General features: G+C 64.3%; 26 protein-coding genes. 9 read left to right on the top strand and 17 right to left on the bottom strand.

What is annotated here, in order from left to right:
• Positions 1–389 precede the first annotated feature (389 nt).
• The 4 genes from ACXJMY_RS19965 (at position 390) to ACXJMY_RS19950 (ending at position 4,675) form a co-directional block, all read left to right on the top strand.
• Positions 390–1,241, top strand: coding sequence for a 3-hydroxybutyryl-CoA dehydrogenase (locus ACXJMY_RS19965; protein WP_028152200.1), 852 nt, complete (start codon positions 390–392; stop codon positions 1,239–1,241).
• A 192-nt stretch (positions 1,242–1,433) separates the two neighbouring features.
• Entirely contained in the window at positions 1,434–1,898 is a 465-nt protein-coding gene (locus tag ACXJMY_RS19960) for a group III truncated hemoglobin (protein WP_456621051.1), read from the top strand.
• A 266-nt stretch (positions 1,899–2,164) separates the two neighbouring features.
• Positions 2,165–2,818 carry a QcrA and Rieske domain-containing protein gene (locus tag ACXJMY_RS19955; protein ID WP_456621050.1) on the top strand — a complete coding sequence of 218 codons (654 nt, stop codon included), beginning with the start codon at positions 2,165–2,167 and terminating at the stop codon, positions 2,816–2,818.
• Positions 2,819–2,947: 129 nt separating this feature from the next.
• A complete protein-coding gene (locus tag ACXJMY_RS19950; protein WP_456621109.1) occupies positions 2,948–4,675 on the top strand; it encodes a methanol/ethanol family PQQ-dependent dehydrogenase in 1,728 nt (575 codons plus the stop codon).
• 259 nt (positions 4,676–4,934) lie between these two features.
• Here the strand turns inward: ACXJMY_RS19950 and ACXJMY_RS19945 are convergent, their stop codons facing one another.
• The 7 genes from ACXJMY_RS19945 to xoxF5 form a co-directional block, all read right to left on the bottom strand.
• Complete coding sequence (locus ACXJMY_RS19945; protein ID WP_456621049.1) at positions 4,935–5,195, bottom strand: hypothetical protein; 261 nt, start codon at positions 5,193–5,195, stop codon at positions 4,935–4,937.
• A gap of 123 nt (positions 5,196–5,318) precedes the next feature.
• Complete coding sequence (locus tag ACXJMY_RS19940; protein ID WP_456621048.1) at positions 5,319–7,631, bottom strand: molybdopterin cofactor-binding domain-containing protein; 2,313 nt, start codon at positions 7,629–7,631, stop codon at positions 5,319–5,321.
• A 1-nt stretch (position 7,632) separates the two neighbouring features.
• A complete protein-coding gene (locus tag ACXJMY_RS19935; RefSeq protein ID WP_200499076.1) occupies positions 7,633–8,085 on the bottom strand; it encodes a (2Fe-2S)-binding protein in 453 nt (150 codons plus the stop codon).
• Between the two features lie 643 nt (positions 8,086–8,728).
• A complete protein-coding gene (gene gfa / locus ACXJMY_RS19930; protein WP_456621047.1) occupies positions 8,729–9,292 on the bottom strand; it encodes an S-(hydroxymethyl)glutathione synthase in 564 nt (187 codons plus the stop codon).
• A 31-nt stretch (positions 9,293–9,323) separates the two neighbouring features.
• Complete coding sequence (locus ACXJMY_RS19925) at positions 9,324–10,433, bottom strand: S-(hydroxymethyl)glutathione dehydrogenase/class III alcohol dehydrogenase (protein ID WP_456621046.1); 1,110 nt, start codon at positions 10,431–10,433, stop codon at positions 9,324–9,326.
• A gap of 63 nt (positions 10,434–10,496) precedes the next feature.
• Positions 10,497–11,015 carry a c-type cytochrome, methanol metabolism-related gene (locus ACXJMY_RS19920; RefSeq protein ID WP_456621045.1) on the bottom strand — a complete coding sequence of 173 codons (519 nt, stop codon included), beginning with the start codon at positions 11,013–11,015 and terminating at the stop codon, positions 10,497–10,499.
• 80 nt (positions 11,016–11,095) lie between these two features.
• Positions 11,096–12,904 carry a lanthanide-dependent methanol dehydrogenase XoxF5 gene (gene xoxF5 / locus ACXJMY_RS19915; RefSeq protein ID WP_456621044.1) on the bottom strand — a complete coding sequence of 603 codons (1,809 nt, stop codon included), beginning with the start codon at positions 12,902–12,904 and terminating at the stop codon, positions 11,096–11,098.
• A 512-nt stretch (positions 12,905–13,416) separates the two neighbouring features.
• On the opposite strand from xoxF5, the gene ACXJMY_RS19910 reads away from it, so the two are divergent.
• Positions 13,417–14,385, top strand: coding sequence for a helix-turn-helix domain-containing protein (locus tag ACXJMY_RS19910; protein WP_456621043.1), 969 nt, complete (start codon positions 13,417–13,419; stop codon positions 14,383–14,385).
• Positions 14,386–14,421: 36 nt separating this feature from the next.
• Here the strand turns inward: ACXJMY_RS19910 and ACXJMY_RS19905 are convergent, their stop codons facing one another.
• From ACXJMY_RS19905 to ACXJMY_RS19880, 6 genes are all read right to left on the bottom strand, one after another.
• Complete coding sequence (locus tag ACXJMY_RS19905) at positions 14,422–14,847, bottom strand: hypothetical protein (RefSeq protein WP_456621042.1); 426 nt, start codon at positions 14,845–14,847, stop codon at positions 14,422–14,424.
• Positions 14,848–14,985: 138 nt separating this feature from the next.
• Positions 14,986–15,987 carry a Bug family tripartite tricarboxylate transporter substrate binding protein gene (locus ACXJMY_RS19900; RefSeq protein ID WP_456621041.1) on the bottom strand — a complete coding sequence of 334 codons (1,002 nt, stop codon included), beginning with the start codon at positions 15,985–15,987 and terminating at the stop codon, positions 14,986–14,988.
• A gap of 110 nt (positions 15,988–16,097) precedes the next feature.
• Positions 16,098–17,123 (bottom strand): FUSC family protein, encoded by a 1,026-nt coding sequence (locus ACXJMY_RS19895; RefSeq protein WP_456621040.1) that lies wholly within the window; start codon positions 17,121–17,123, stop codon positions 16,098–16,100.
• Positions 17,124–17,363: 240 nt separating this feature from the next.
• Positions 17,364–18,293 carry a substrate-binding periplasmic protein gene (locus tag ACXJMY_RS19890; RefSeq protein WP_456621039.1) on the bottom strand — a complete coding sequence of 310 codons (930 nt, stop codon included), beginning with the start codon at positions 18,291–18,293 and terminating at the stop codon, positions 17,364–17,366.
• A complete protein-coding gene (locus ACXJMY_RS19885) occupies positions 18,290–18,646 on the bottom strand; it encodes a c-type cytochrome (RefSeq protein WP_456621038.1) in 357 nt (118 codons plus the stop codon). Before ACXJMY_RS19885 ends, ACXJMY_RS19890 begins: the two co-directional genes overlap by 4 nt.
• Positions 18,647–18,655: 9 nt before the next feature.
• Positions 18,656–20,320: a methanol/ethanol family PQQ-dependent dehydrogenase gene (locus tag ACXJMY_RS19880; protein WP_456621037.1), complete on the bottom strand. Its 1,665-nt coding sequence runs from the start codon at positions 20,318–20,320 to the stop codon at positions 18,656–18,658.
• Positions 20,321–20,654: 334 nt separating this feature from the next.
• Here ACXJMY_RS19880 and ACXJMY_RS19875 point away from each other — a divergent pair, with 334 nt between their 5' ends.
• The 4 genes from ACXJMY_RS19875 to ACXJMY_RS19860 all read left to right on the top strand — a co-directional run bounded on the left by ACXJMY_RS19875 (position 20,655) and on the right by ACXJMY_RS19860 (position 22,850).
• The gene (locus ACXJMY_RS19875; protein WP_456621036.1) at positions 20,655–21,047 is read left to right on the top strand and encodes an EF-hand domain-containing protein; all 393 of its coding nucleotides are present in this window, start codon (positions 20,655–20,657) and stop codon (positions 21,045–21,047) included.
• A gap of 267 nt (positions 21,048–21,314) precedes the next feature.
• The gene (pqqA, locus tag ACXJMY_RS19870) at positions 21,315–21,395 is read left to right on the top strand and encodes a pyrroloquinoline quinone precursor peptide PqqA (RefSeq protein WP_008562446.1); all 81 of its coding nucleotides are present in this window, start codon (positions 21,315–21,317) and stop codon (positions 21,393–21,395) included.
• 238 nt (positions 21,396–21,633) lie between these two features.
• On the top strand, positions 21,634–22,503 hold the full coding sequence (locus tag ACXJMY_RS19865; protein WP_456621035.1) for a hypothetical protein: 870 nt from the start codon (positions 21,634–21,636) through the stop codon (positions 22,501–22,503).
• A gap of 137 nt (positions 22,504–22,640) precedes the next feature.
• A complete protein-coding gene (locus ACXJMY_RS19860; protein WP_456621034.1) occupies positions 22,641–22,850 on the top strand; it encodes a hypothetical protein in 210 nt (69 codons plus the stop codon).
• A gap of 5 nt (positions 22,851–22,855) precedes the next feature.
• Here the strand turns inward: ACXJMY_RS19860 and ACXJMY_RS19855 are convergent, their stop codons facing one another.
• From ACXJMY_RS19855 to ACXJMY_RS19840, 4 genes are read right to left on the bottom strand one after another with little or no spacing between them, the layout of a single operon-like run.
• Positions 22,856–23,203 carry a hypothetical protein gene (locus ACXJMY_RS19855; protein ID WP_456621033.1) on the bottom strand — a complete coding sequence of 116 codons (348 nt, stop codon included), beginning with the start codon at positions 23,201–23,203 and terminating at the stop codon, positions 22,856–22,858.
• Between the two features lie 41 nt (positions 23,204–23,244).
• Entirely contained in the window at positions 23,245–24,039 is a 795-nt protein-coding gene (locus ACXJMY_RS19850; RefSeq protein ID WP_456621032.1) for a pentapeptide repeat-containing protein, read from the bottom strand.
• A 48-nt stretch (positions 24,040–24,087) separates the two neighbouring features.
• Entirely contained in the window at positions 24,088–24,828 is a 741-nt protein-coding gene (locus tag ACXJMY_RS19845) for an ABC transporter ATP-binding protein (protein WP_456621031.1), read from the bottom strand.
• Positions 24,818–25,555, bottom strand: a complete 738-nt coding sequence (locus tag ACXJMY_RS19840; protein WP_456621030.1) for an ABC transporter permease — start codon at positions 25,553–25,555, stop codon at positions 24,818–24,820. Before ACXJMY_RS19840 ends, ACXJMY_RS19845 begins: the two co-directional genes overlap by 11 nt.
• Between the last annotated feature and the right edge of the window lies 1 nt (position 25,556).

Genomic DNA, 25,556 nt, shown 5'->3' with positions numbered 1-25,556 from the left:
GCCCCGACGCTAGCAGGCCGGGCGCGAAGCTGGTGTGGCCTATGTCACAAAAATGTCGTGGAACGTTTTGCTGCCACTTTACCGAAATTCGTTTTTGCTGAAGGGCCGCTGCGCAGCGGGCCGGGATGGTCCCAAGCCTGCGTCCGGCCTGTCCGCGCCGTCGGCTCTATCCAGAGGCGGGATACGGCGCAAAACTTGAGTAAGCGGTGCGCAAGAGCCTAAATCGTGCCCTTTCGCGACGGAAGGCCGGCTTTATTCCCGCCATGGATGCTTTAAGGAAGGGGCAGGATCAGGTCGCACCCGCCCGGCGGCGGTGCTAGAGCCTGATGCAGGAACAAGAGGCGGGGGCCAGCGCTGGCACGCCCCGCAGGATGAGAAGGATGTAAGCAATGATCAATACCGTTGGCATCATCGGGGCAGGGACCATGGGGAACGGCATCGCGCAGATTTGCGCTGCGGCCGGCCTTTCGGTCGTGATGGTCGACATTTCCGATGCGGCGGTGAACCGCGGATTGTCGACCGTGGGCGGCAGCCTCGAGCGCCTGGTCAAGAAGGAGAAGATGTCGGCGGCGGATCGCGAGGCGGCGCTGAAGCGCATCACCGGCACGACCGACCGCGCCAAGCTCGCCGATTGCGATCTGGTGATCGAGGCCGCGACCGAGAACGAAGAGCTCAAGGTCAAGATCCTGAAGGATCTCTGCGCGACGCTGTCGCCGCGCACGCTGCTCGCGACCAACACCTCGTCGATCTCGATCACCAAGCTCGCCGCCGCAACCGATCGCCCCGACCGCTTCATCGGCATGCACTTCTTCAACCCGGTGCCGGTGATGGCGCTCTTGGAGCTCATCCGCGGCTTGCAGACCTCCGACGACACCCACGCCAAGGCGCTCGACTTCGCCAAGCGCGTCGGCAAGGTGGCGATCACGGCGAAGAACAGCCCGGGCTTCGCCGTCAACCGCATTCTCTGCCCGATGATCAACGAGGCGATCTTCGCGCTTCAGGAAGGGATCGCGACCGCGGAGGAGATCGATGCCGGCATGAAGCTCGGCTGCAACCATCCGATCGGACCGCTGGCGCTGGCCGATCTGGTCGGGCTCGATACCATGCTGTCGGTGATGGAGGTCTTTTACAAAGGCTTCAACGACCCCAAATACCGTCCGGCTCCCTTGCTCAAGGAAATGGTCGATGCCGGCCATCTCGGCCGCAAGACCGGTCAGGGCTTCTACACCTACGGCGCCTGATTTTGGCGCGGGCGGCGGGCGTTCGGAGCATGATCCGGAAAAGTGCGTAGCGGTTTTCCGACAAGATCATGCTCAAGATATAACGCCCGCCGGCAGTCCCGCAATTTGCGCTGCGGCAAAGACGACGCGCGTGATTGGCCCGACAATGTTGCACGGGCGGCTGCGGGAACAACGGAACGGATAACGAAGGATATGTCGGATCGACTAAAGGCCGAGCGGGAAGCTGCGGCCGCGCGGCGGAACCTGCTGGTCCAGGATGCGATCGAGCGCACCGGGATCACCGAAGAGATGATCGGGGAACTCGTCACTCGCTTCTACGGGCGCGTGCGCGAGGACAAGCTGCTGGGGCCGGTATTCGCGGTCGTGCGGAATTGGGACGAGCACCTCGCCAAGCTCAAGGATTTCTGGTCGTCGGTCGTGCTGATGACCGGCCGCTATCACGGTTCACCGATGCGGGCGCATCTGCCCCTGAGCCTGGTCGGCGATCATTTCGACCGCTGGCTCGACCTGTTCGAGCAGACCGCGCGTGAAGCCTGTCCACCCGCAGCGGCCGCGCTCTTCATCGACAAGGCACGGCGCATCGCCGACAGCTTTGAGATGGCATCGGCGACTGTTGCCGGGCGTATCGCTTCGCCCCGGCACGTGCTCCGCTCCTAGAATACAAAATACCTGCCTGAGAAACGTACAACCGAATTGATGTTCGTTGACATCGCGGCGCACGTTGGCGCGTTGCACCAATTCCGAGAGCATCGGTCTGATCTGCAAAATCATCATGCCTATCGCGCGGTGTGACGTTGCAATCGAAAATATGCGCGTGAATGCGCTTGTTTGCATTCAATCAGCGCGAGCAAAGCCATATTGATGCACTGCGGCGCAAAATCTCCGCCTTCTTTTCGGCAGAGTTCCAGCGCCTGCTCGCGCACATGTCGAGTGCATCTTTCAACGCAACCTCTTCATCCTCCGACGACACTGCGCAGCCCGAAGCCGACGCGCGCCCGGAGCAAACGCGGCGCGCGCTCCTGATGGGCGCGCTCGTCACCACGACGTGCCTCGCCTGTTCCACGCAGTTGCGCGCGGGCGAGGATCCGCCTGGTTCCGACGAGCGGCCGCAGAAGGGCGATCTGCTCGTCTTCTCCGAAGGCGACCAGGAGGGAAAGCTCATCACCGCGGCCGATCTGCCGGCCGGCGGACCACCGGTCCATGCCTGGCCGAAGGATCCCACGACATCGGTGGTGCGCAGCGCCTCCCGCCTCAACGAGATCCTGATCATCCGGCTCGATCCCGCCGAGCTCGACGAGAAGACGCGCGCGCGCGCCATCGACGGCATCATCGCCTATTCGGCGATCTGTTCCCATGCCGGCTGTCCCGTCACCGCCTGGGTCAAGAGCGATGTCGGTGACAAGGAGGTGTTCAAATGCATGTGCCACAACTCCGAATACGATCCCCGCGCGGGCGCGCAGGTGGTGTTCGGGCCGGCACCGCGGCGGCTCGCCGCGCTGCCGCTGACGCTCGCTGACGGCTCGCTCAGCGTCGCCGGCAACTTCGTCGGAAAGGTAGGTGGCGCGCAGCCAGGATGATGGACGGTGCGGGTTGTGCCCGCGTCACGAGAGGCCGCATCCGCCGATGGGCGGACGACGGAACGAACGACAAGAATTCAACACAAGAATTCAAGCGGATGAAAAAGGGGAACGTCCATGAAAACGTCCATGACCAGGAAGCAATGGTTACTGTCTGGCTTCGTCGCCTTCACCTGCCTCGCCTCCACCGCCGCCGTCGCGGGCCCGATCGAGAACTACTCTCCGGTCACCGCGCAGCGCCTGGAAAATCCTGAACCCGCCAACTGGATGCTCTATCGGCGCACCTATGACGGGCAGGGTTACAGCCCGCTCGACCAGATCAACATCTCGAACGTGAAAAATCTCACGCCGGTATGGACCTTTGCCACCGGCGTGGTCGAAGGCCACGAGGCGCCGCCGATCATCAACAACGGCGTGATGTTCGTGGCGACCCCGATGGGCCAGGTGATCGCGCTGAACGCCAAGACCGGCGACGAGTACTGGCGTTACAAGCGGCAGCTCCCCGATGATCTCTTCCAGCTGCACCCGACCAGCCGCGGCGTCGGCCTCTGGGAGGACAAGCTCTATCTCGCCACTACTGACGACCATGTCGTCGCGCTCGACGCCAAGACCGGCAAGGTGGTGTGGGACACCAAGGTCCAGGACTACAAGAAGGGCCAGTACATGACCCTGATGCCGCTGATCGTCGACGGCAAGGTCATCGTCGGCGGCTCCGGCGGCGAGTTCGGCGTGCGCGGCTATGTCGCCGCCTATGACGCCAAGGACGGCAAGGAATTGTGGCGGACCTACACCATTCCCGGCGAAGGCGAGCCCGGTCATGACACCTGGCAGGGCGACGACTGGAAGAACGGCGGCGGCTCGGCCTGGATGACCGGCAATTACGACAAGGAGACCAAGACGATCTACTGGGGCGTCGGCAACGCGGCGCCGTGGCCGGGCGAGACCCATCCCGGTGACAATCTCTACACCTCGTCGGTGCTTGCGCTCGACCCCAACACCGGCAAGATCAAGACCTATCACCAGTATCACCAGAACGATTCCTGGGACTGGGACGAGGTCGAAGCGCCGATGCTGATCGACCTGCAACGCGATGGCCGCAACATCAAGAGCCTGGTCCATCCGGGCCGCGACGCGATCTTCTGGGTGCTCGAGCGCACGCCGACCAAGATCAACTACGTGGCAGGCTGGCCGTTCGTCTCCACCGACGTCTGGAAGGGCATCGATGCCGAAACCGGCAAGCCGATCGTCGATCCCGCGCACAAGCCGGTGATTGGCAAGCGCGTCGAGTTCTGTCCCTCTCTATGGGGCGGCAAGGACTGGCCGTCGGCGGCCTACAGCCAGAGGACCGGCCTGGTCTACGTGCCCGCCAACGAGAACTTCTGCGGCGGCTTCACCGGCGAGAAGGTCGCGCTCAAGCCGGGCGAGCTCTGGCTCGGTACCAAGCCGGAAGATATTGGGCTGAAGACAAAGCCGGGCGCGGATCATTTTGGCGAGCTGCAGGCCTGGGATCCCGTCACCGGCAAGAAGGTGTGGCAGCACAACTTCCCGAAGTCGCAGCTGTTCGGCTCGGTGACGGCGACGGCGGGCGATCTCATCTTTGCCGGCGGCACCAACGACCGCAACTTCCGCGCCTTCAACGCCAAGACCGGCGAGCTGTTGTGGGAGCAGAAGACCAACTCCGGCATCATGGGCATGCCGGTGTCCTATGAGATCGACGGCACGCAATACATCGCGATCCAGTCGGGGTGGGGCGTGGACGCGCAACGTATCCAGGATGCGCTGGTGACCAACAACATCGGCATCGAGGCCAATGTTCCGCAGGGCGGCGTCGTCTGGGTGTTCGCGCTGAAGAAATAGGCTCCGCGGGCGGATCGAAAGAAGCGGAGCAGCAGGGGGGTGGCGAATGCGGCGGACGGAAACGTCCGTCGCATTTTGCGTGTGGCTTGTGGCACGGCCGACGCCCGTGCCACGAACTCGTCATGCCCGGGCAGAAGCGCGTCTTCGCGTTAGATGTCCCGGGCATCCACGTTCTTCTTGCTGCGGGAAAGCTCGTGGATGGCCGGGACCAGCCCGGCCATGACGTGCGGAAGCACTCGTGCGCCAAACCGCCAGGTCGCTACTTCCCCTGGCGATCCACCTTGTCCTTTTCCTTCTGGTTCATCTCCCGAACCTTCGGATCGGTGCTGCTCTGCCCGGTGGTCTGGGTGGTCGAGGCGGGCGGGGCATTGGCGTTGGGCAGTGAGTTCTGGTCCGGCGCGGTGGGGCGGGTGGCCGTGGTCGGCGGCGTCGTGTTGCTCTGGGCGAAGGCGCCGCCAGCGGTCAAAAGAAAGGCGCCCGACAGCAACGAGACTGCGAGCGCCTTCGTGATGTTGATCATCGATCTGCTCCTGTCAGATCGATGCAAACGGCGCAAGGCCGCCTGATGTTCCTAAGCGCGATAGACTTCTATCGCGCGCCTTCTTGTTTGAGCACGATCTCCGCGCAATCGCACTCCATGCGTTCACGCCTCCAATTGCTTGCCGATCGGCAGCGCGCGGATGCGTTTTCCCGTCGCGGCGAAGATCGCGTTCATCAGCGCCGGCGCGAACGGCGGCACGCCGGGCTCGCCGACGCCGCTGGGCGGCGTGTCGGGTCCGGGCGGCACGATGTAGACGTTGGTCACCAGCGGGGATTCGTCCATCCTGAGGACCTGGAAGTCGTCAAAGTTCTTCTGCTCCACCTTGCCGTCCTTGAAGGTGACCTCGCCATACTTGGCGAGGCTCAGCCCCATGATCGCCGCGCCCTCGATCTGCGAGGCGATGCGCTCGGGGTTGACATAGGTGCCGCAGTCGATTGCGGTGTCGACCCGCGGTACCGTCAGCTTGCCCTTGTCGTCGACGGCCACCTCGACGATGGTCGCGATGTAGCTGACGAAGCTGCGATGCACGGCAATGCCGAGGCCGTGGCCCTTGGCGACCGCGCGCCCCCATTCGCCCTTCTCGGCGACCAGCTCGACCACCTTGCGCAGGCGGGCGGTGTCGATCGGGTAGCTGTCATAGGGTTCGCCATAGTTCCAGAGGTCTTTCACCGCCGGCTTGACGATCCGCGGGCTTCCGATCAGCGCTAGCAGCGTCTCCTTCTGGTCGCGGCCGGTCGCATGTGCGATTTCGCCGACCATCGACTGCACCGCGAAGGCGCGCGGGATGTTCGAGACCGAGCGGAACCAGCCGATGCGGGTGAACGCCGAGGCTTCCGGGTTCTCGCAACTGATGTTGGCGATCTCGAACGGCATGTCGACGAGGCCCATGCCGAGCTCGAACGGTGCTTGGTGCTTTGTGCCGGCGGCGAAGGTCGAGGCGATGCTCGGGGCCACGCTGCGGTGACGCCAGGCGATCACCTTGCCGCTCTTGTCGAGGCCCGCCTCGATCCGTTCCACGGAGACCGTGTGCAGGAAGTCGTGGCGGACGTCGTCCTCGCGCGTCCATTGCACCTTCACCGGCGCGCCGAGCTCCTTCGAGAGGAGCGCGGCCTCGAGCGCGAAGTCGCATTTCGACTTGCGGCCGAAACCGCCGCCGAGCAGCGTGACATTGACGGTGACGTTGCCCTCGGGAATGCCGAGCGTCTTGGCGACGTCCTCGCGGGTGCCGCCCGGGCTCTGCACCGGCGCCCAGATCTCGGCCTTGTCGCCCTTGACGTCGGCAACCGCGACCGGCGGCTCCATGCTGACATGGGCGAGATGCGGCAGATAATATTCGCCGACGATCACCTTGTCGGCGCCCTTCAGGGCGGCGTCGACGTCGCCCTCCTTGCGCACGACGAGGCCGGGCTTGCGCGAGGCCTCCTCGAGCTCCTTGCGGTAGGCGACGGAATCGTATTTGCCGTTGGCGCCGTCGTCCCAGACGAGCTTCAGCGCGTCGCGGCCCTTGATCGCAGCACCGGTGTTGCGCGCGATCACCGCGACGCCGCCGAGCGGCTGGAATTTCGACGGCCACGGCCAGCCGCGCACCTGCATCACCTTCTCGACGCCGGGAATCTTCAAGGCCGCGTCCGGATCGAACGAGGCCAGCTTGCCGCCGGTCACCGGCGGGCGCGCGATCACGGCATATTTCATGCCGGGCAGGCGCACGTCGGCTCCGTAGCGCGCCTTGCCGGTGGTGATGTCGTGGAGATCGACGATGCCGATCTGGCCCTTGGTCAGATAGCGGAAGTCCTTGGGGTCCTTCAGCTTGAGGCCTTCGATGCTGGGCACCGATTCCTTGGCGGCATCGGCCGCGAGCTCGCCGAAGCCGAGCTTGCGTCCGCTGGCGCTGTGGACGACCTCGTGATTGACGGCCTTGACCTCGGTCGCAGGGACGCCCCAGCGCTTTGCCGCGGCCTGCTCCAGCATGGTGCGCGCCGAGGCGCCGATCTGGCGCATCGGGATCAGATAGTGCCGCGTGCTGCGCGAGCCGTCGGTGTCCTGGTTGCCGAACTTGGCCTCGTCGCCATGGGCCTGCTGCACCTTCACCCTGGACCAGTCGGCCTCCATCTCCTCGGCCACGATCAGCGGCAGGCTGGTGCGCACACCGGTGCCCATCTCGGCGCGGTGGGCGAGGATGGTGACGGTGCCGTCGGGGGCAACCGCGACGAAGACGCGCGGATCGACCACGACGCCATGCGGCATCTTTCCGGCGCCGGTCTCATAGGCGAAAGCCTGGCGCGACATCACGGGCGCGGCGAGCACGAAGCCGCCGGTGATGCCGAGCCCCTTCAGGATGCTGCGGCGGGAGACCTTCTCGACCCTGACGTTCTTTTCGAAGCCACGGAGCTTGCCGGGATTGTCGATGAAATTCATGTCACACTCCCGTCGATGCGAGATGGACCGCGTTCTCGATGCGCTGGTAGCAGCCGCAGCGGCAGATGTTGCCGGCCATCGCCTCGCGGATCTGGTCATGCGACGGCTTGGGATTGTCCATCAGCAGCGCGGCCGCCTGCATGATCTGGCCGGCCTGGCAGAAGCCGCATTGGGGAACGTTGACCTGACGCCAGGCCTTCTGGACCGGGTGATCGCCGTTCGGGTGCAGCCCCTCGATCGTCGTGACCTCACGCCCGGCGACGTCGTTGATCGACGTGATGCAGGAGCGCACGGCCTCCTTGTCGACGATGACCGTGCAGGCGCCGCAAAGCGCCTGGCCACAGCCGAACTTGGTGCCGGTGAGCCCGGCCTCATCGCGCAGGAACCAGAGTAGCGGGAGATCCGGGTCGCCGTCCCAGCTCTGTTCCTGGCCGTTGATCTTCACCTTGATCATGATCGTCCCTCGCTCTTCATAAGCATGCCGATTCAAAATTCACCGACGCCCGCCGGCGTCATGGTCCGTGCGTCAGGTCGTCCCGCATCTCGCCAGTCGTCCCGCGCGGGCAGGTCCCGGCGGCTGGCGGTGATGCGAATCGCAATGTCCGGATGTGCTCGATACCTCCCGTTTTGTTCTTAATTGATTGAATTTCGCGCGGCATCGTGACCGCGCGACCATATCAGGGATCGGTGCCGCCCGGCGTTCACAGCCGGGTGTTTTCGACGTGAACAGATTGCATCTGTGATTTGTCAAAAGCAGGGCGTGGCAAGACGTCGCGTAGTTTGTGCGACCGCGAAAACAGCCCTGGCGAAAAAAGCTTCGTCCGCCAGACATACTGTGCGGACGAAGCAGGAAGCCCTCAGTCGAGGGAGGGAGAAACGCAGCGGCGCACACTTCAAAGAGGAAGTTGGCGGCACTGCGCAGTCATTCAGAGACCAGGACTGAGGGAGCCGACGGTTCTCGCAAGCCGATCAGAGGCGAGCAGGCGGCATCGTCGCGATCATCCGGGAGCCGCGCCGTCCGGCTCGCTGGCGGTGGTTGCGACCAGCGAGCGGACGGGACGTGGCGAACCTGGCAGCCTTGTTTCAGGCAGCCTTGTTTAGGCAGCCTTGGCCTTCGCCACGTGGGTCGCGATTGCGTCCATCAGTGCTGGCGACAGGCAGTCATAGGGCTCGAGCCCAAGCTCCTTGAACCGAGACCGTATTCCGCCCATCTGCTCCGGCTTCACGCCCGATTCGATCACCGACGAGACGAAGGCGGCGAATTGCGGCGCTGCCGAGCCTTGCTCCTGGAACAGTTCGGCGTGGATGAAGTCGAGGCCGTAGAACGGATGGTTCTTGTTCTCGATGCGGCCATACATGTGCGTGCCGCAACCCGTGCAGGCGTAGCGCTGGATCACCGCGGAAGCGTCGACGATCTGAAGCTTGTCGCCGTTCTCGAGCACGGTGACGTTCTGGCGCGGCACCACGGCCACGACCGAGAAGATCGCGCCCTGCGGTTTCCAGCACTTGGTGCAGCCGCAGGCGTGGTTGTGGGCGACATCGCCCTTGACGCCGACCTTGACCTGATGGTCCTTGCATTTGCAGGCGAGCGTGCCGCCGGCAAAGCTGCCGCTGCCCTGCTTGATGCCGTTATCGATCGAGGGGTGGAGTGCAACAGTCATGGGTCGATCCTCCTTGGGTGTGACGGTTGAGCTAGAACACGACGACTGAACGGATGGATTTGCCCTCGTGCATCAGATCGAAGCCTTTGTTGATGTCTTCGAGCTTGAGCGTGTGGGTGATCATCGGATCGATCTGGATCTTTCCGTTCATGTACCAGTCGACGATCTTCGGGACGTCCGTGCGGCCGCGCGCGCCGCCGAAGGCTGTACCGCGCCAGTTGCGTCCGGTGACGAGCTGGAACGGGCGGGTTGCGATCTCCTTGCCGGATTCGGCAACGCCGATGACGACGGAAGTGCCCCAGCCGCGATGGCAGGCTTCCAGCGCCTGGCGCATCACCGTGGTGTTGCCGGTGCAGTCGAAGGTGTAGTCGGCGCCGCCGTCGGTGAGGTTGACGAGATGCGGGACGATGTCGCCGGTGATCTTCTTGGGATTGACGAAATCGGTCATGCCGAACCGGCGGCCCCATTCCTCCTTGGAGTCGTTGATGTCGACGCCGATGATCTTGTCGGCGCCGGCCATCTTGGCGCCCTGGATGACGTTGAGGCCGATGCCGCCGAGGCCGAACACGACGACGTTGGAGCCCGGCGTGACCTTGGCGGTGTTGACGACGGCGCCGACGCCCGTTGTGACGCCGCAGCCGATGTAGCAGCTCTTGTCGAACGGCGCGTCCTCGCGGATCTTCGCCACCGCGATCTCCGGCAGCACCGTGAAGTTCGAGAAGGTCGAGCAGCCCATGTAGTGGTAGATCGGCTTGCCCTTGTAGGAGAAGCGGCTGGTGCCGTCCGGCATCACGCCCTTGCCCTGGGTCGCGCGGATCGCCGTGCAGAGATTGGTCTTCTGGCTCAGGCAGCTTTTGCACTGCCGACATTCCGGCGTGTAGAGCGGGATGACGTGGTCGCCCGGCTTCACCGAGCTCACGCCGGGGCCGATCTCGCGAATGATGCCGGCACCTTCATGGCCCAGGATCGACGGAAAGATTCCCTCGCTGTCGAAGCCGTCGAGCGTGTAGGCGTCGGTATGGCAGATGCCCGTCGCCTTGATCTCGACCAGGACTTCGCCGGTCTTTGGTCCTTCCAGGTCGACCTCGACGATCTCGAGCGGCTTCTTGGCTTCAAAAGCGACGGCGGCGCGTGTTTTCATCGTAAACTCCTCAAATCCTCATCGGACGCCAGGACGTAGTCTCGGCAATCCGCGTCACGTTCATTACTTGCCCATGCAGGCGTCTTCCGCCTTGGTGTAGGCCTCCGTTTTCTCGTCCTTCTTGGCGGGGCGCTGCCGGCCCCATGCATCGGTGGAGCGGGCGCGCAGATAGACGTACAGATCGTCCATGTAGCAGGCGACGTTCGGGTTGTCGCCGAAGGCCGGCATGACGTTCTCCTGCGCGGTCGAGATATTCTTGCGACCGGAGGCGATCACGCCGAGGAAGTCGCCATAGCTCATGGTCTTGACGGAATCCTTCAGCGCCGGTGCGTAGGTGGATCCCATGCCGTCCGGGCCATGGCAGACGTGACAGTCGGAGTGATAGCGGCGATATCCGGAATAGGTGAACCAGTCCACGGTACCATCGGCCGAAATCTTGTAGGTCGGGTTTCCGTCCTTATCGAGCCACTTTCCGTCATCTTCCTTCTTGACGGCGGTCGGATCGCCCGGACCTTCCGCCTGCGCAAGTCCTCCGGACGTGGCGACGACAATTGCAACGATAACAAGGCCGATTTTACGCAAGAGATTTTCCTCGGGGCGTTCGGTGGAGACGAGCCGGCGCGTGGATCTGATCCACGCGCCGGGGCGACACGAAGTTGAGGCTAGTTCGTCGGCAGCGAGAACACGGTCAGCGTACCGCCGAGAGCCGTGTAGTTGCTGAGCGCCGCGTAGCCACCGACTGCGCCGAGACCGGCGGTCGGATCGGTCAGGCCTGCCGCCAGACCGATGCCGGCCCAGCCGCCCACGCCGGAGAGCACTGCGACATACTGCTTGCCGCCGTTCTCATAGGTCGTGACGTTGCCGATGATGCCGGAGGGAGTCTTGAACTTGTAGAGCTCCTTGCCGGACTTGGCATCGACCGCCTTCAGGTAGCCTTCGAGCGTGCCGTAGAACACCACGCCGCCGGCAGTCGCGAGCGCACCGGACCAGACCGAGAACTGCTCCTTGTTCGACCAGACGATCTTGCCGGTCTTGCCGTCCCAGGCGATGAAATTGCCCATGTGGCTTTCACCCTGCGGCGGATACATCGAGAGCGTCGCGCCCACATAGGGCTGGCCCGCGGTGTAGCTCACCTTGAACGGTTCGTAGTCCATGCAGACGTGGTTGGTCGGAACGTAGAACAGCTGCGTGTCCGGCGAGTAAGCCGCCGGCTGCTCGTCCTTGGTGCCGAGCGCGGCCGGGCAGATGCCCTTCACGTTGTGGTCCTCGCCCGCCTTGTCGGTCGAAGCTGCGTCGAGCACCTTCGGACGGCCATAGGTCGGCGAGTTCTTGTCCATGTCGACGCCGGAGGTCCAGTTCACCTTCGGATCGTACTTTTCGGCGACCAGCAGTTCGCCGTTCTCACGATCCATGGTGTAGGCGAGACCGTTGCGGTCGAAATGGGTCAGGAGCTTGCGCGGCTGGCCGTTGATCTGCTGATCCGAGAGGATCATCTCGTTGACGCCGTCATAGTCCCACTCGTCGTGGGGGGTCATCTGATAGACCCACTTGGCCATGCCGCTGTCGGCATCGCGCGCGAAGATCGTCATCGACCATTTGTTGTCGCCGGGACGCTGCTTTGGATTCCAGGTCGAGGGATTGCCCGACCCGTAATAGACGAGGTTCAGAGCGGGATCGTAGGACATCCAGCCCCAGGTGCAGCCGCCGCCGATCTTCCACTGATCGCCCTGCCAGGTCTTGAGGCTGGAATCGGCGCCGACCGGCTTGCCGAGCGCCGTCGTCTTGGCGGGATCCACCTTGATCTGGTCATCCGGACCTTCGGAGAAGGCGCGCCAGACCTGCTTGCCGCTCTTGAGGTCGTAAGCGGTGACGTGACACTGCACGCCGAACTCGCCGCCCGAGATGCCGACGAGGACCTTGTCCTTGACGACCAGCGCCGCCGAGGTGCCGGTCTCGCCCTTGCTCGGATTGCCGTTCGTCGCAGACCAGGCCACCTGACCGGTCTTGGCATCGAGCGCGACGAGGTTGGTGTCGGCCTGATGCAGGATGATCTTGCCGTCGCCGTACGACAGGCCGCGGTTGACGGTGTCGCAGCACATCACCGGGATGACGTTCGGATCCTGCTTCGGCTCGTACTTCCAGACGATCTTGTTCTCGTTCGAAAGGTCAATAGCGTAGACCTTGTTCGGGAACGGCGTATGGACGTACATCATGTTGCCGATGATCAGCGGGCCACCTTCATGGCCGCGCAGCACGCCGGTCGAGAAGGTCCAGGCAACCTGGAGCTTGCCGACATTTTGTGCGTTGATCTGGTTCAGCTTGGAATAGCGGGTATTGGCGTAGTCGCCCGCCGGCATCACCCAATCTTTCGGGTTCTGCGACATCTTGATCAGCTCGTCATTGGCTGACGCGCTGCCGACGGCGAGAGCCGCCGCTGAGCCAAGATAGGTCGCCAGTAGCACCTTGCGCATAGTCATTCCTCCATTGGACTCGTTTATTGTTTCCGAAGCATTGCTTATTGCCGGGCTTTGGCGTCCGGCGTCTGCTCGTGCAGGGCGGTCACGATGGGACCAGAAACGATGCTGTGCTGTTTTCTCCTCCTGATGAGAGCCACAGGTCCGCGTGCAGGAGCGGCCCGTTTTTGTTGTTCCTGAAGCAATCCCTAACGCCTCCGCGATCGGGAAACTTGCCCAAGAGAGAAGGCGGTTTGCTCGACAGCGCACGGACGCGAAGTTTTTGATTTTGCAGGAGCGAATTCGGCTTCTTCGCACCGCGCAAGCGCGGGCGGCAGCGCTCAGGTTCCCCTTGACGACGGTTCAACTAAGGCGGAGGATTAAGTTTCAAGGGTGGCAATGGAACGATGGCGCACGTTCCAAAAGACCGCCCAAATTCGAGGTAAACGTCACGCAATCATGGCTGAGGGCTCCGGCAGCGCTGGTCGCGATTCGCGCAGAGTCTCCGGATGAAACCAGTGGCTGGATTAATGTCCGACACCATTCACACCCTCTCGACGACCGGACTGACGCCGAAGCGGCAGATCCAGAGCTGGATCGACGGGTTGACGAGCCTGTGTGGGCATTTCGATGTTGATCCGCTGGAGGCGTCCTCGCTCGAAGGCCGGATCGACTACACCACCGTTTCGCGCCTCAAGCTCTGCCAGATCGAGGTCAGCCAGCATCGCATCGCGCACACGCTGGCGCGCGCCAAGGCCAATGAACACCCCTACATCAAGATCCACTTCCAGACCTACGGCGTGTCCTATTTCGAGCAGGAAGGCCGCCACATCGAGCTGAACCCCGGCGACATCATCGCCTACGACGTTTCCTGCCCGCATTCGATCGTCAGCCCCGCCTTCACCCGCCACGACGTCGTGATCGTGCCGAAGGCGCTGCTCCGCGACCGCGGATTCCCGTCGCAGCGGATGCCCGCCTGCAAGCTGTCCTCGCGGACGGGAACGGGGCGGATCGCCCATGATTTCGTTCACGCCACCTTCGACGAAGCGGCAAAACTGTCGGCGAACAGCGCGGTCGGCGTTGCTGATTCGCTGATCGATCTGCTGCTGCTGCCGCTGCGCGAGGCCGACACGATGCTCGATCGCGTCGGGCCGGAGGCGATGTATGTGCGTGCCCAATTTTTCATCCGCGAGCACCTGCGCGATCCGGATCTGTGCATCGACCAGATCTCCGCCGAGCTCGGCTGCTCAAAGCGCTATCTGCACATGCTGTTCTCCGAGCGCGGCACCACGGTGAGCGACTACATCTGGCAGGCGCGCCTTCAGAATTGCCGCCAGGAACTCGAGGCCCACGCCGGCAAGACCATCACCGACGTTGCGTTCTCCTGGGGCTTTTCCAGCTCATCGCATTTCAGCCGTGTGTTCCGGAAATATTTCGGCGTGGTGCCGTCCTCGATCCACAAGGGGCAGCAGAGCGCTGCTGCCGCGGGCGAGCACTAGGCGCGCGCCGGGGAGCTCGCGGCATTGCAAGCCGCGTCACGCCGCCGCCGCAATGTAGGGAATGCTGGCCACGAGAGCGACCAGCAGCACTGCGTTGCCCAACATTCCGCTCCAATGCAGCCGGCGCAGCCGACGCGTGGCTTCGGCATCGCCGGCGTCCCTCGCGCTGAGCTGGTCATCCATCCGCCGCATGAACCAGCGGCGTCCGTAGAATGCCAAGGCGGCAATCAGGCCGACGCCCATCGCAGCGAGCAGGCGACCGTCGAGCAGGAAAGCTACCGCTCCGATGATTCCGGCAACCCGCATCACCAGAAAATGCGCATTGAACATTCCGCGCAGCAGCTGCGTGACGGGCTGGATATCCAGCTTCACCAGCAGGAAGGCGGGCGAAGCCAGCGTGAAATAGCCCATCGGAAAGAGCAGGATGATCAAGACGGCTACGGCGACGCCATCCGGGGTCATGCGATCGGCCTTTCTCGTCCGCGCCGGCGGGGTCTTCCGCCAGCGTCGCACAATCATAGCGGGAAAATGCGTTTCCGACACTAGGCTTTGGTCGGACGCCGGCGCCGCGAAGGCGCGACCGGCGCCTTGCCTCCCGCTTCAGACCGGCTCCAGCCCGAGCGATTGCGCGCTCTCGATCCAGATCGGCAGTTCGCGCTGATACAGCGCTTTGGTCTCCTTGAAGCCGATCGCCGGTTCGAGCACGAAGGTGTTGAGAACCTCCTTCACCTTCGGATCGCTGTTGGCGGCGACGCAGAGTTCGGCCAGCCGGTCGACGATCGGCTGCGGCGTCGCCTTCGGCACCGCCCAGCCGGAGAAGCCGCTAACCGTGAAGAACTTCGAGGTCGCGCCCTGCTCGGGGAGGGTCTTGACGGCCGGAATTGCGTCGACCTTCTTCGAATGCACCGCGAACACGGTGCCACGGTCGCTTTGCAGGACGGATTGCGCGGCCGTGTAGCTGCCCATCGCGGCGTCGAGCGTGCCTTCCAGCATGCCCGTCCACATCGGGGCTTCGCCGCGGTAGTGAATCGGCTCGATGGCGAGGCCATACTGCTTGTTGAGCTCGTTGATCGTCATATGCGGGGCGGAACCCGCGCTATAGGTGCCGAAATTCACCTTGCCGCTCTTGCGCGCGAAGGCGACGAAATCCTCCAGCGTCTTGACGCCGGTTTTCGGGTTCGCCACCAGCAACAGGCCGGCGCCCGGAATGACGCTGACGAGCGTCAGATCCTTGTCCATGTCGTAGCCGGGATTCTTCATCACCACCCGGTTCATGATGTAAGTGGTCGAGATCGAGCACAGCACGGTATGGCCGTCGGGTTCCGCGCGGGCGACCTCAGCCGTGCCGATCGCGCCCGAGGCGCCCGGCTTGTTCTCGACGACGACGGTCTTGCCCACCTGTTTCGAGATGAATTCGCCGAATGCGCGCGCGAGCAGGTCGGTCTGTCCGCCAGCCGGATAGCTGCAGATCATGCGGATCGGCCGCGATGGCCAAGTACCTTGCGATGTACCTTGTGCCGTGGCGCTGCGCGAGACGAAGGGCATCGCGAGTGCGGTGGTGCCGGCGGCGATGAAATGGCGGCGATCGAATTTTGCGGACATGATTCCCTCCTGATTTTGACCGAAGGTACTGCATCATGCCGCCTCTGCCACGAGCGGGAGGCGAGACAGATTGGCGCATTCGAGGGGACGGCACTGCGATTGCGCGCGCCTCACTCCGGTGATCGAGCCTTCCGCACGACCCGCTGCCAGACAATTTCGGTCACGACCACCGCAATGATGCCGAACGCGCCGCCCGTGATCACGTTGGCGACGCGCTCCTCGGCGATGCCGCTGGCGCCGCCGGCAAAGGAGGCTGCCAGCGCAATGAAGAAGCAGCGCAGGCCAAATCCGACGATGTAGCGGGAGAATGAGGTCAGCGTGAGGGTGGCCGCGAGAACCGCGAGCGCATAGCCGACGCGGCTCTCCGGCAGCGCGATGCCGGCGATAAAGCCGAGCGGGACGCCGACGAATGCGCCGATAGCCCGTTGCTTCAGCTTGTCGGTGGAGGCCGAGAGATCTCCGACGACGACGCTTGCGGCCGACCATATCACCCATTGCCCCTCGTCGAGATCCAGGATCTCGACCAGCGCCGCCGCAGCGAAGACCGCCATGGCGGTTGCCGTCGCGGGTAGAAACCACTTGGCCGCTGGCGGTTCGAACGATGTCGTCAAGGCGCCGTCGCGTCGCCGCTGGTCGTACATCTGGACGCCACAAACCAGCGCCAGCGCAATCGGAGACGACACGGCGATCACGCCGGCATGACGCAGGGCCTCCGAGGCGGTCACGCCCTCCCGCACCTCGCAGGCGAGATAGACGGCGGGGATGAACACCCAGTTGCCCAATGTCCGGAAGTGCTCGCCATGGCGCGTTACCGCCACGGCAAGGAAACCGGCGAGCGCGGTCAGCACGACGAACAGCGGCTTGATCGGGGCAGCGAGGAAGAGCGTGGCAAACGTGGCGAGGATCGCGAGGTCGTGCAATGCGACCGCCTTCGGCGCCAGCCGCAGCCGCAGCGCGGGAATGAGCAGTGAAACCGCGATCAGCCCGAGATTCAGCAGCGCCGTTTCGCGCGAGATGAAATAGGCGGCGACGAACGGGCCGACGACGATCAGCGCGCGCAGCAGCTCGCTTGTCTTGATTTCCCGGGTGAGGAGATCGCGCAGGCTTGTGGCGGGCGGGATGGCCGGGGAATTCACGAGGACACCGGGGCGTCGAAATGAAGCACAACACATAGCACGGAAACGAAATCAGTGCTTTGGCGCGTTGGACGATAGTCTCGCCACATTCTCGCTGTCATCGCCCGGCCTGAACACTTGACCGGGCGATCCTGTCCTCCGAGGCGGTTGTGTTCGGATCGATGGGCCGCGGCGTACTGGATGCCCAGCTTTCGCGGGGTATGACGGCGGAGCGCGGGCGCCCCGGAATGACGAGCTATCTCACCGCTGAATGATCTGCCTCCAGACCTCGCCGAGGATGGCGGGCTCGCGCGGCGGCAGGTAGGTGAGACCGGCCTGCTTGCCGAATTCGGCGATCTTGCCCTCGGCAGCAAGCGCGGTCAGCGCCTTGTTGGCGGCATCGATCAGGGCGGGCTCGCTCGCAAGCCCGACATAGCCGCGATTGGCGCCGATCGGATAATAATAGCCCGACGCGGTGATCGCCGTCTCGGGATGCGCGGCGCGATGGGCGTCGAAGCGGCCGAGGTCGATCAGCGTCGCGTCGAAATCGCCGCGGTCGAGCGCGCCGAGCAGATCGCCGCGGCCGGGCACGAGATGCGTGATGCTGTCGATCAGTCGCCCCTTGTCGAAGGTCATCAGGATGGCGTCGCCGAGCGAGCCGCTCTCGATCGCGAGGCGGAGGCCGGCGAGATCGCCGATGTCGCCGATCTTGCGGCCGCGCGCCTTCGGCCCGAGCACGACCGTCATCGGCGCGTAGACGTAAGGCTGGGTCGGCGCGAGCACGCCGAGCGCGACCCGGCGGCGCCGGTCGTCACGCGTGGCGCCGGCAAAATCCGGCAGCCGCGCGGTCTTCATGCCGGGCGCGACGAGAGAGTCCTGTGTCAGCGCGTAGCCGCCGACGAGCGAGYAGCGCCCGTCCGAGAGCAGTGCGTTGGCCTCCAATTGCGGGCTCGAATCCTCGTCGAGCTTGCTCTCGAACCATTGGATTGTCAGTGGTCGTCCCATCCGCTCCGCGATCGCCTGCGCCAGCAGCACGTCGAAGCCGGAGTCCGGCTTGCCGCGGTGATGCACCGAGAGCGGCGGCCGGTCTTCGTCGAGACAGATCTTCAAGGGACCGTCTGCGGCATGAGCAGCCGTCGCGGCCGTGAGGGTCGCGGCAACGCTCCATGCGGCGGTGCGCCAGCCCGTCATGGCTTCCTCCGGCTCGAGATGAAGACCCAGAGATCTCCGATCTCGTCGTCACTGAGGATGTCGGCCCAGGGCGGCATCTTGTTGTTCTTGCCGTTCTTCACCGTGGTGACGAAGCGCGTCTTGTCGTCGGGAAACGCGCGCAAATCCGGCGTGATGGTGCCGGAGTTCATCATGTTGGGACCATGGCAGTGCGAGCATTTCGAGGCATAGGTCGACTTGCCGTGGTCGATCTGCACCTGCACGGGGTTGGCATTCGAGTCATCCGCGGCACGAACGGTCGCCGCAAGCGCGACCGTCAGCGCCGCGACGGCGGCGAAAACCGCCGCCGTCCTGTGAGATACCTCTTTCAGCACGTCTTGCCGCTACTGCTTGACCGCAAAGACCCAGAGCGAGCCGCCGGGCGGCACCTTGGCCAGCCGCTCGTCGCCGGAGAACAGCGAATAGACGCCGCCATAGCCGCTGGTCACGGCGACATACTGCACGCCGTCCTGCTGCCAGGTCACCGGTTGTCCCTCGATGCCGGAGCCGGTCTGGAACTGCCAGAGCTTCTTGCCGGTGTCGGCATCAAAGGCTTCGAACTCGCCGGTCAGCGCGCCCGAGAACACGACGCCGCCCGCGGTCGAGAGCACGCCGGAGAAGCGCGGGATGTCGCTTGGTGCTTCCCACTTCGCCTTGCCGGTCATGGGATCGATCGCCTTCAGATGACCGCGCGGACCGTCGCCCCATTCCCAGAGATCGGTGAGGTCCATGCCGAGATACCATTCACCCTGCTTGAAGGTGACGGGCTCGGTCTTGTACCTGCCGCCGAAGGCGAGCGTGTTGGCGTAGGCGAGACCGGTCTGCGGATTGAACGACATCGGCTCCCAGTTCTTGCCGCCGAGGATCGAGGGATACACCGTGACCTTCTTGCCCTCGCGCGCGTCCTTCGAAACGTCCGTCTCGATCGGGCGGCCCGTCTTCATGTCGATGCCGGTCGCCCAGTTGACCTTTACGTATGGATTGGCCGCGAGCAGCTTGCCGTTGGTGCGGTCGAGCACGTAGAAGAAGCCGTTGCGGTTGGCATCCATCAAGACCTTGGTCGGCTTGCCCTCGACATTCATGTCGGCGAGCACCATCTCGGCCACGCTGTCATAGTCGAACGGATTGTTCGGCGAGAACTGGTAGTGCCACTTGATCTTGCCGGTCTTGGGATCCATCGCCAGCACGGAGCAGGTGTAGAGATTGTCGCCCGGACGCACCGCCGAGTTGAACGGGCCGGGATTGCCGATACCCCAATAGACCGTGTTCAGCTCGGGATCGTAAGACCCCGTGATCCAGGTCGAGCCGCCGCCGAGCTTCCAGGTGTCACCCTTCCAGGTGTCGCCGCCGGGCTCGTCCGGTGAGGGAATCGAATGAGTGCGCCACAGATGCTTGCCGGTGGCCGGATCCCAGCCGTCGATGAAGCCGCGGGTGCCGAACTCGGCGCCGGAGATGCCGGTGATGACGACGCCGTCGGCGACCAGCGGCGCCACCGTCATCGAATAGCCTTCCTTGATGTCCGCCGCCTTCTGCCGCCACAGCTCCTTGCCGTCCTTGGCATCGAGCGCGATCACGTTGGCGTCGAGCGTGGTGCGGAACACCTTCCCGTCGTAGATCGCGGCGCCGCGATTGATGATGCCGCAGCAGACGATGCGCGGCGTCTCGGCGGGATATTCGATCTTGGACTTCCAGATCTGCTTGCCGGTCTTGGCATCGACCGCCATCGTGGCGTTGTGCGACGTCACGTAGATCACGCCCTGGTACACCAGCGGCTGCGATTCCTCGCTGCGATCGTCGTTGAAGCTGTAATTCCAGACCGGGACGAGGTTCTTGATGGTGTCCTTGTTGATCTGGTTCAGCGTCGAGAAACGCTGGAGATTGTAGCCCATCCCGTAGTTGAGAACATTCGATGTGTCGGTCGCGCCCTTGACCAGCTGCTCGGTGGTCTGTGCGCCCGCACAAGTTGATGCAAGCATGACGAGGCTCGCGGCCATCGCAAAGCGTTTCATCCGTTCCTCCCCAATATGCGCGCCTTTTGACGCTGCGAGCGCAACACTCCGCCCGAATGCAAAACGCGTCAATACGAAAGTCGTAAGTGTCATGCCGATATGTTGGACGCCAGATGCCAGTTGCCTTACAGAAACCTTACAACTGGCGATTCTCGACTTGCGCGGAGACGCTGGCGAAATTCCGCGGCGTGAAGCAGCGCCGCGCTCACGCGGCCGGGTTCCTCGAGTTGTAGCGCGCGCCAGTTGCAATTCCGGGCTTGAACCGGTGCCTGCATGTGGACTTATGTCGTCTCGGTCCCGGTCGAATCGGGAAACGCTATTACGGGAGGTTTTGATGATATCGCGTCGCTCTGTTGCGCTTGCGTTCACAATTGCCTTGCTCGCCGGTCCGGCCTGGTCGGCATCCGGCAACGCCGTCAAGATGTTCGATACCGACAATGACGGCACGCTCGACCTTGCCGAGGTGAAGAAGGCGGCCACCGCGCTGTTCGCAAAGCTCGATCCCGATCACGACGGCACATTGGATGCGCGCGAATTGCGCGGACGGCTGACGGCGAAAGAACTCGCCGCCGCCGATCCCGATCATGACGGCACGCTCACGCTCGACGAATATCTTTCAGTGGTGGAGCAGCGATTCAACGCCGCGAATCCGGACAAGGACGGAACGCTGGATGCGAAGGAGCTGAACTCGCGCGCCGGCCGCGCGCTGTTGCGCTTGTTGCGGTGAACGCCGCCGCCCGAACCGGTCGCAATTCCGCCCGGACATTCGGAACCTGGAGCTGCTCGGCCATGCGAGTCGAAAAGGCGCGGCGGTGCGTCGCACAAGGTACAGCGTTTGTCCGAGAGAGAACTTCTCTTGTCCGAGAGAGAAGTGTGGGCACCGAGAATCGCAACAGATCTATTCTGTCTTCGATTCCAGACTTGCGCTGCACCTGACGCAGCCCTAGTTTTTCGCCGGCGCGGTTGTCGCGCTTGATACCTTGGAGACCCCCGAATGGCTTGGAAAGCTCCGAAGATCGTGGAAGTGCCGGTCGGCATGGAAATCAACATGTACGCCTGCGCTTCGCGCAAGTAAGACTGACGACCTGCCGCGGCTTCGATGGCTTATGCCGTCGGGGCCGTGGCAGTGTTCGGCCCGCTTCTTTTCCTGGTCGCTGCGCCCGATGTTTTGTCGTCGATGCAGAGCCACCCGCGATCGGGCGCCGGCGCTCTCCCCACCAAAATCCTGACCGTGCGCGCCGCGCAGTGTGTTACGCTGATGCCTGGTCAGCGCCGCTGCCGCATCAAGGCGGCGCGCGCTTTCGGGACACGGCATGCGCGGAAAAACCCACAGATTCTGGACGGCGGTAGCGTGCAGCGTCGCGCTTGCCCCGGCGTGCGTGAGCGCCGAGGAGGGCTTCGACACCGAGCACATCTTCGGCTTCCTGATCGGCACCGATGTCGGTAATCCCGGCGAGCGCGAATTCCAGAGCCAGACGACGGGGCGGTTCGGCAAGGGCGGCGGAACCTATCGCGCGCTGGYGCAGGAGGTCGAGATCGAGGTCGTGCCGCTGCCGAACTTCCGTATCGAGGTCGGAGGCACCACCACGTTGCACGACATCACCGGCGTCCCCGACATCGGCGACCGGCGCCAGCTTAACTTCCAGGGCGCCTCGCTCGACCTGCGCTATCGCCTGCTCGACCGCGAGCGCGCACCGTTCGGCTTCACTGTTGCCGCCGAGCTCCATGGCGACCGCATTGATGAGACCTCCGGCGCAAAAGGCCGGATGTATGGCACCGATTTCACGCTCGCTTTCGACCGCGAGCTGATCCCGAATTTCGCCATCGGCGCGCTCAACCTGATCTACCAGCCGGAATGGGCGCGCTTCGAGGTGGCCGGGCTGTCCGAGAAGAGCTCCACCATCGGCGCCGGCTTTGCCGGCCTCGTGCGCGTGCGTCCCAACATGCTGCTCGGCGGCGAGCTGCGCTACTTCCGGCAATATGAGGGCATCGGTCTCGGCGAGTTCGCAGGCCAGGCCCTGTTCGTCGGGCCCACGGCCTATTTCCAGCTCTCCGAACGTTCGCGGCTGACTCTGAGCTGGAGTATCCAGGCCTGGGGGCGTGCGGCCGGATCGAGTGCCAATCTCGACCTCGTCAATTTCGAACGCCAGCAGGCAAGGCTGGTGTTCGGGGTGAATTTCTAGGTGCGCTCTTCCCCTCTCCCCGCAAGCGGGGAGAGGGGAAAAGAGCGGCCATTCCTCACACCGGATTGAAACTTCCGGCTCCTCGGGACGTAGCCTTTCATGCTAAACCTTGACCGCCCTTGCGTGAGGATTCCGGCATGAACCCGATCGATCTGGTGGTGACTGTGTGTGCGGTGCTCTCGCCTGCGACCTGCGAGGAGCAGCATCTGGTGTTCAACTATGCGGGATCGCCGAGGCAATGCGCCATGGCGGCGCCGCCCTATATCGCGCAATGGATCGGCGACCATCCGAAGTGGCATGCGGTGCGGTGGCGCTGCGAATATCCGCACCCGAACGACAAGGCCTAGCCGCGCTACTTGGTGCAGTCCTTCAGGTCCTTGTCGGCGATCGAGAACACCGCATCGGCCCTGATCTCGATGTCGCGCACGATGCATTGCCGTGCATTGGGATAGCTGACCTTGGCGTCGTAGCGGCCGGGCTCGACGCCGGTGATGCGCAGCCGCTCGTCGTGGTCGACCTCCTTATCCTTGTCGTTCAGGGTCTGGTTCGGACCCCAGTCGGTCTTGCCGGCCGGTGAGAGCTGGAAGCCGGAGATCGTCTCCGTCGTCAGATTCCACAGCCTGATGCCTTTGCCCTTGCCTTGCGCGGCGGCTTCGCCGGCAAACCCCAGCAACGCGATCAACACCAGACCCCAACGCATCAGATCGTCCTCCCAAAAATCGTCCACCCACGTCGGCGCCGTTATTGCCTGATCAGGCGCTCGCGGTTCTTTGCCTTGTCGAAATTCTTGGCGCGGTCAAGGCCGATCGGTGCAATCAGCCTGGTGGAGGTGAGATCGGCGCCCTCGAAATCGGTGTCGATCACGGTCGCCCCGGTCAGGTCGGCGCCGCCGAGCTGGGCGTTCCGGAGCGACGCGCCGGTCAGGTCGGCGCCCCTGAGGGAGGCAAACTCGAGATCGACGCGCGACAGGTCGGCGTTGCGCGCGTTCAACCGTTCCAGATTCGCCGATCGCAGCACGGCGCGCATCAACCCCATCGACTGGTTGCGCATGTCGGCGCCGAGATTAGCGTCAGCGATCGAGGCGCCGACCAGGCTCGCGCCGCTGAGATCGGCTGCGATGCGCGCGCCGGTCAGATCGGCGCCGTCGAGGTGAGCGCGCGCCATCTGCGCGGCGAACAGGTTGGCGCCTCTCAGGCTCGCGCCCGTGAGATCGGCGTCGAGAAGCCACGCCTGATCGAGGATCGCTCGATCAAGACGGGCGCCGCCGAGTTTTGTCTTGTTGAGCCGTGCGGTGCGAAGCACCGCCCTGGAAAGGTCGAGCCCCGAGAGATCGAGCCCCGACAAGCGCGTGCCGGTGAAGTCGGCGGGCGCGCCGGCGCTCGCTTTGGCCAGCACGGCCTCGACCTCCTGCCGGCTCATTTCAGCGGAGACCATGGCGGGTGAGGTGAGGTCGACGTCACGCATCATGTCCTGGGCGCCCGCCATGGTCGCGACGAGCGCGAAGCCAAGCGTCGTCAGAGCAACGGTTCGTCTCATCGTCAGGCTCCGCTACCGGCCTGTTTAGCACACGCGCCGCGCGGCTGCCTATGAGACATCCCGCCCGGCGCGTTCGCCGCCCTGCTCACCCTGGGCGCGCCGCGCAAGCCCGGCCTTGATCGCGGCAATCGCGGCGTCGCTGCGCGCCTCGCGCGGGATGCCGATGGGGACCTCGGCCAGGATGCGCGCCGGGCGCGGCGACAGGAAGAACAGGCGATCGCCGAGGCGCACCGCATCGTCCAGGCTGTGCGTCACGAGCAGCGTCGTGACCGGCCGGCTGGCGACCAGCGTCGCGATCTCGTCGCGCAATCGGCCGGCCAGCGCGTCGTCGAGCGAGGCCAGGGGCTCGTCGAGCACCAGAATGTCCGGCTCGACCGCAAAGGCGCGGGCGAGTGCGACGCGGCGGGCCAGCCCCAGCGACAGCTCGCCGGGGAAGTGGCTGCGGTGCTGCTCCAGCTCGAGGATCCTGAACAGCTCGGACAGTTTTGCCTCGCCGATCCCGGGCGCCGCCAGCCGCACATTCTGCTCGACCGAGCGCCACGGCAACAGCCGCGGCTCCTGGAACACCATGCCGATGCGGGCGTCCGGCGGGCACGAGATGGCGCCTTGAAAGTCGCGATCGAGGCCGAGGATGATCCGCAGCATCGTGCTCTTGCCGCAGCCGGACGGTCCGATCAGCACGCCGACCTCGCCGGCACCAAGCGCGAATTTGACCGGCGCGAGCACATCGTGCGTTTCGCCCGCTGCGCTTCTGAACGTCTTGGCTGTGATATCGACTTCAAGCCGCACGGGGCCGCCACCGTGTTGCACGGGCTTCGAACGGCTGCACCAGGACGGTCTCGATGACGAACACCACGGCGGCGAATGTCAGCGAATAGGCGAGCAGCCGCGGCGTGTCGAACAGCTGGAAGGCGACCCCGATCTCGAAGCCGACGCCGTTCGGGCGCCCCAAGAGCTCGGCGACCAGCACGATCTTCCAGACCAGCGACAGCCCGGAGCGCGCGGAGGCGGCGATATAGGGCGCAAGCTGCGGCAGCGCCACGTGCCGGAACGCGCGCCAGCGCGGCATTGCGAACACGGCCGCCATCTCGTCGAGCGAGCGGTCGAGCGCGCGGGTGCCTTCGCGCAAGGTGACGATGGCGGTCGGCAGCTTGTTGATGGCGATCGCGGCGATTGCGGCAGCTTCGGTCAACCCGGCCCAGATATAGGCGAGCACGATCACCACCAGCGCCGGCAGGTTCAGGAGCAGGATCAGCCAGGGATCGCCGAGCCGGTCGGCGAGCTTCACCCGGCCCATCAGATAGCCGATGGCGCTGCCGAGCGACATCGCCAGCACGAAGGCGAGCGCGACGCGCGCGAGCGTGGCGCCGAGATGCAGGAACAGCGCGCCGCTCGCGGCCTCCGCGATCATCACGTCGAGCACGGCGGGCGGCGAGGGCAGTTTTGCACCGCCGACGAACAGCGCGGCTGTCCACCAGATCGCAAGGAGCAGGGCAATCGACAGAAGGCGCAGCACC

This window comes from Bradyrhizobium sp. P5_C12 (genome assembly GCF_054049735.1).
This window is presented reverse-complemented; position numbering and strand designations above follow the sequence as displayed.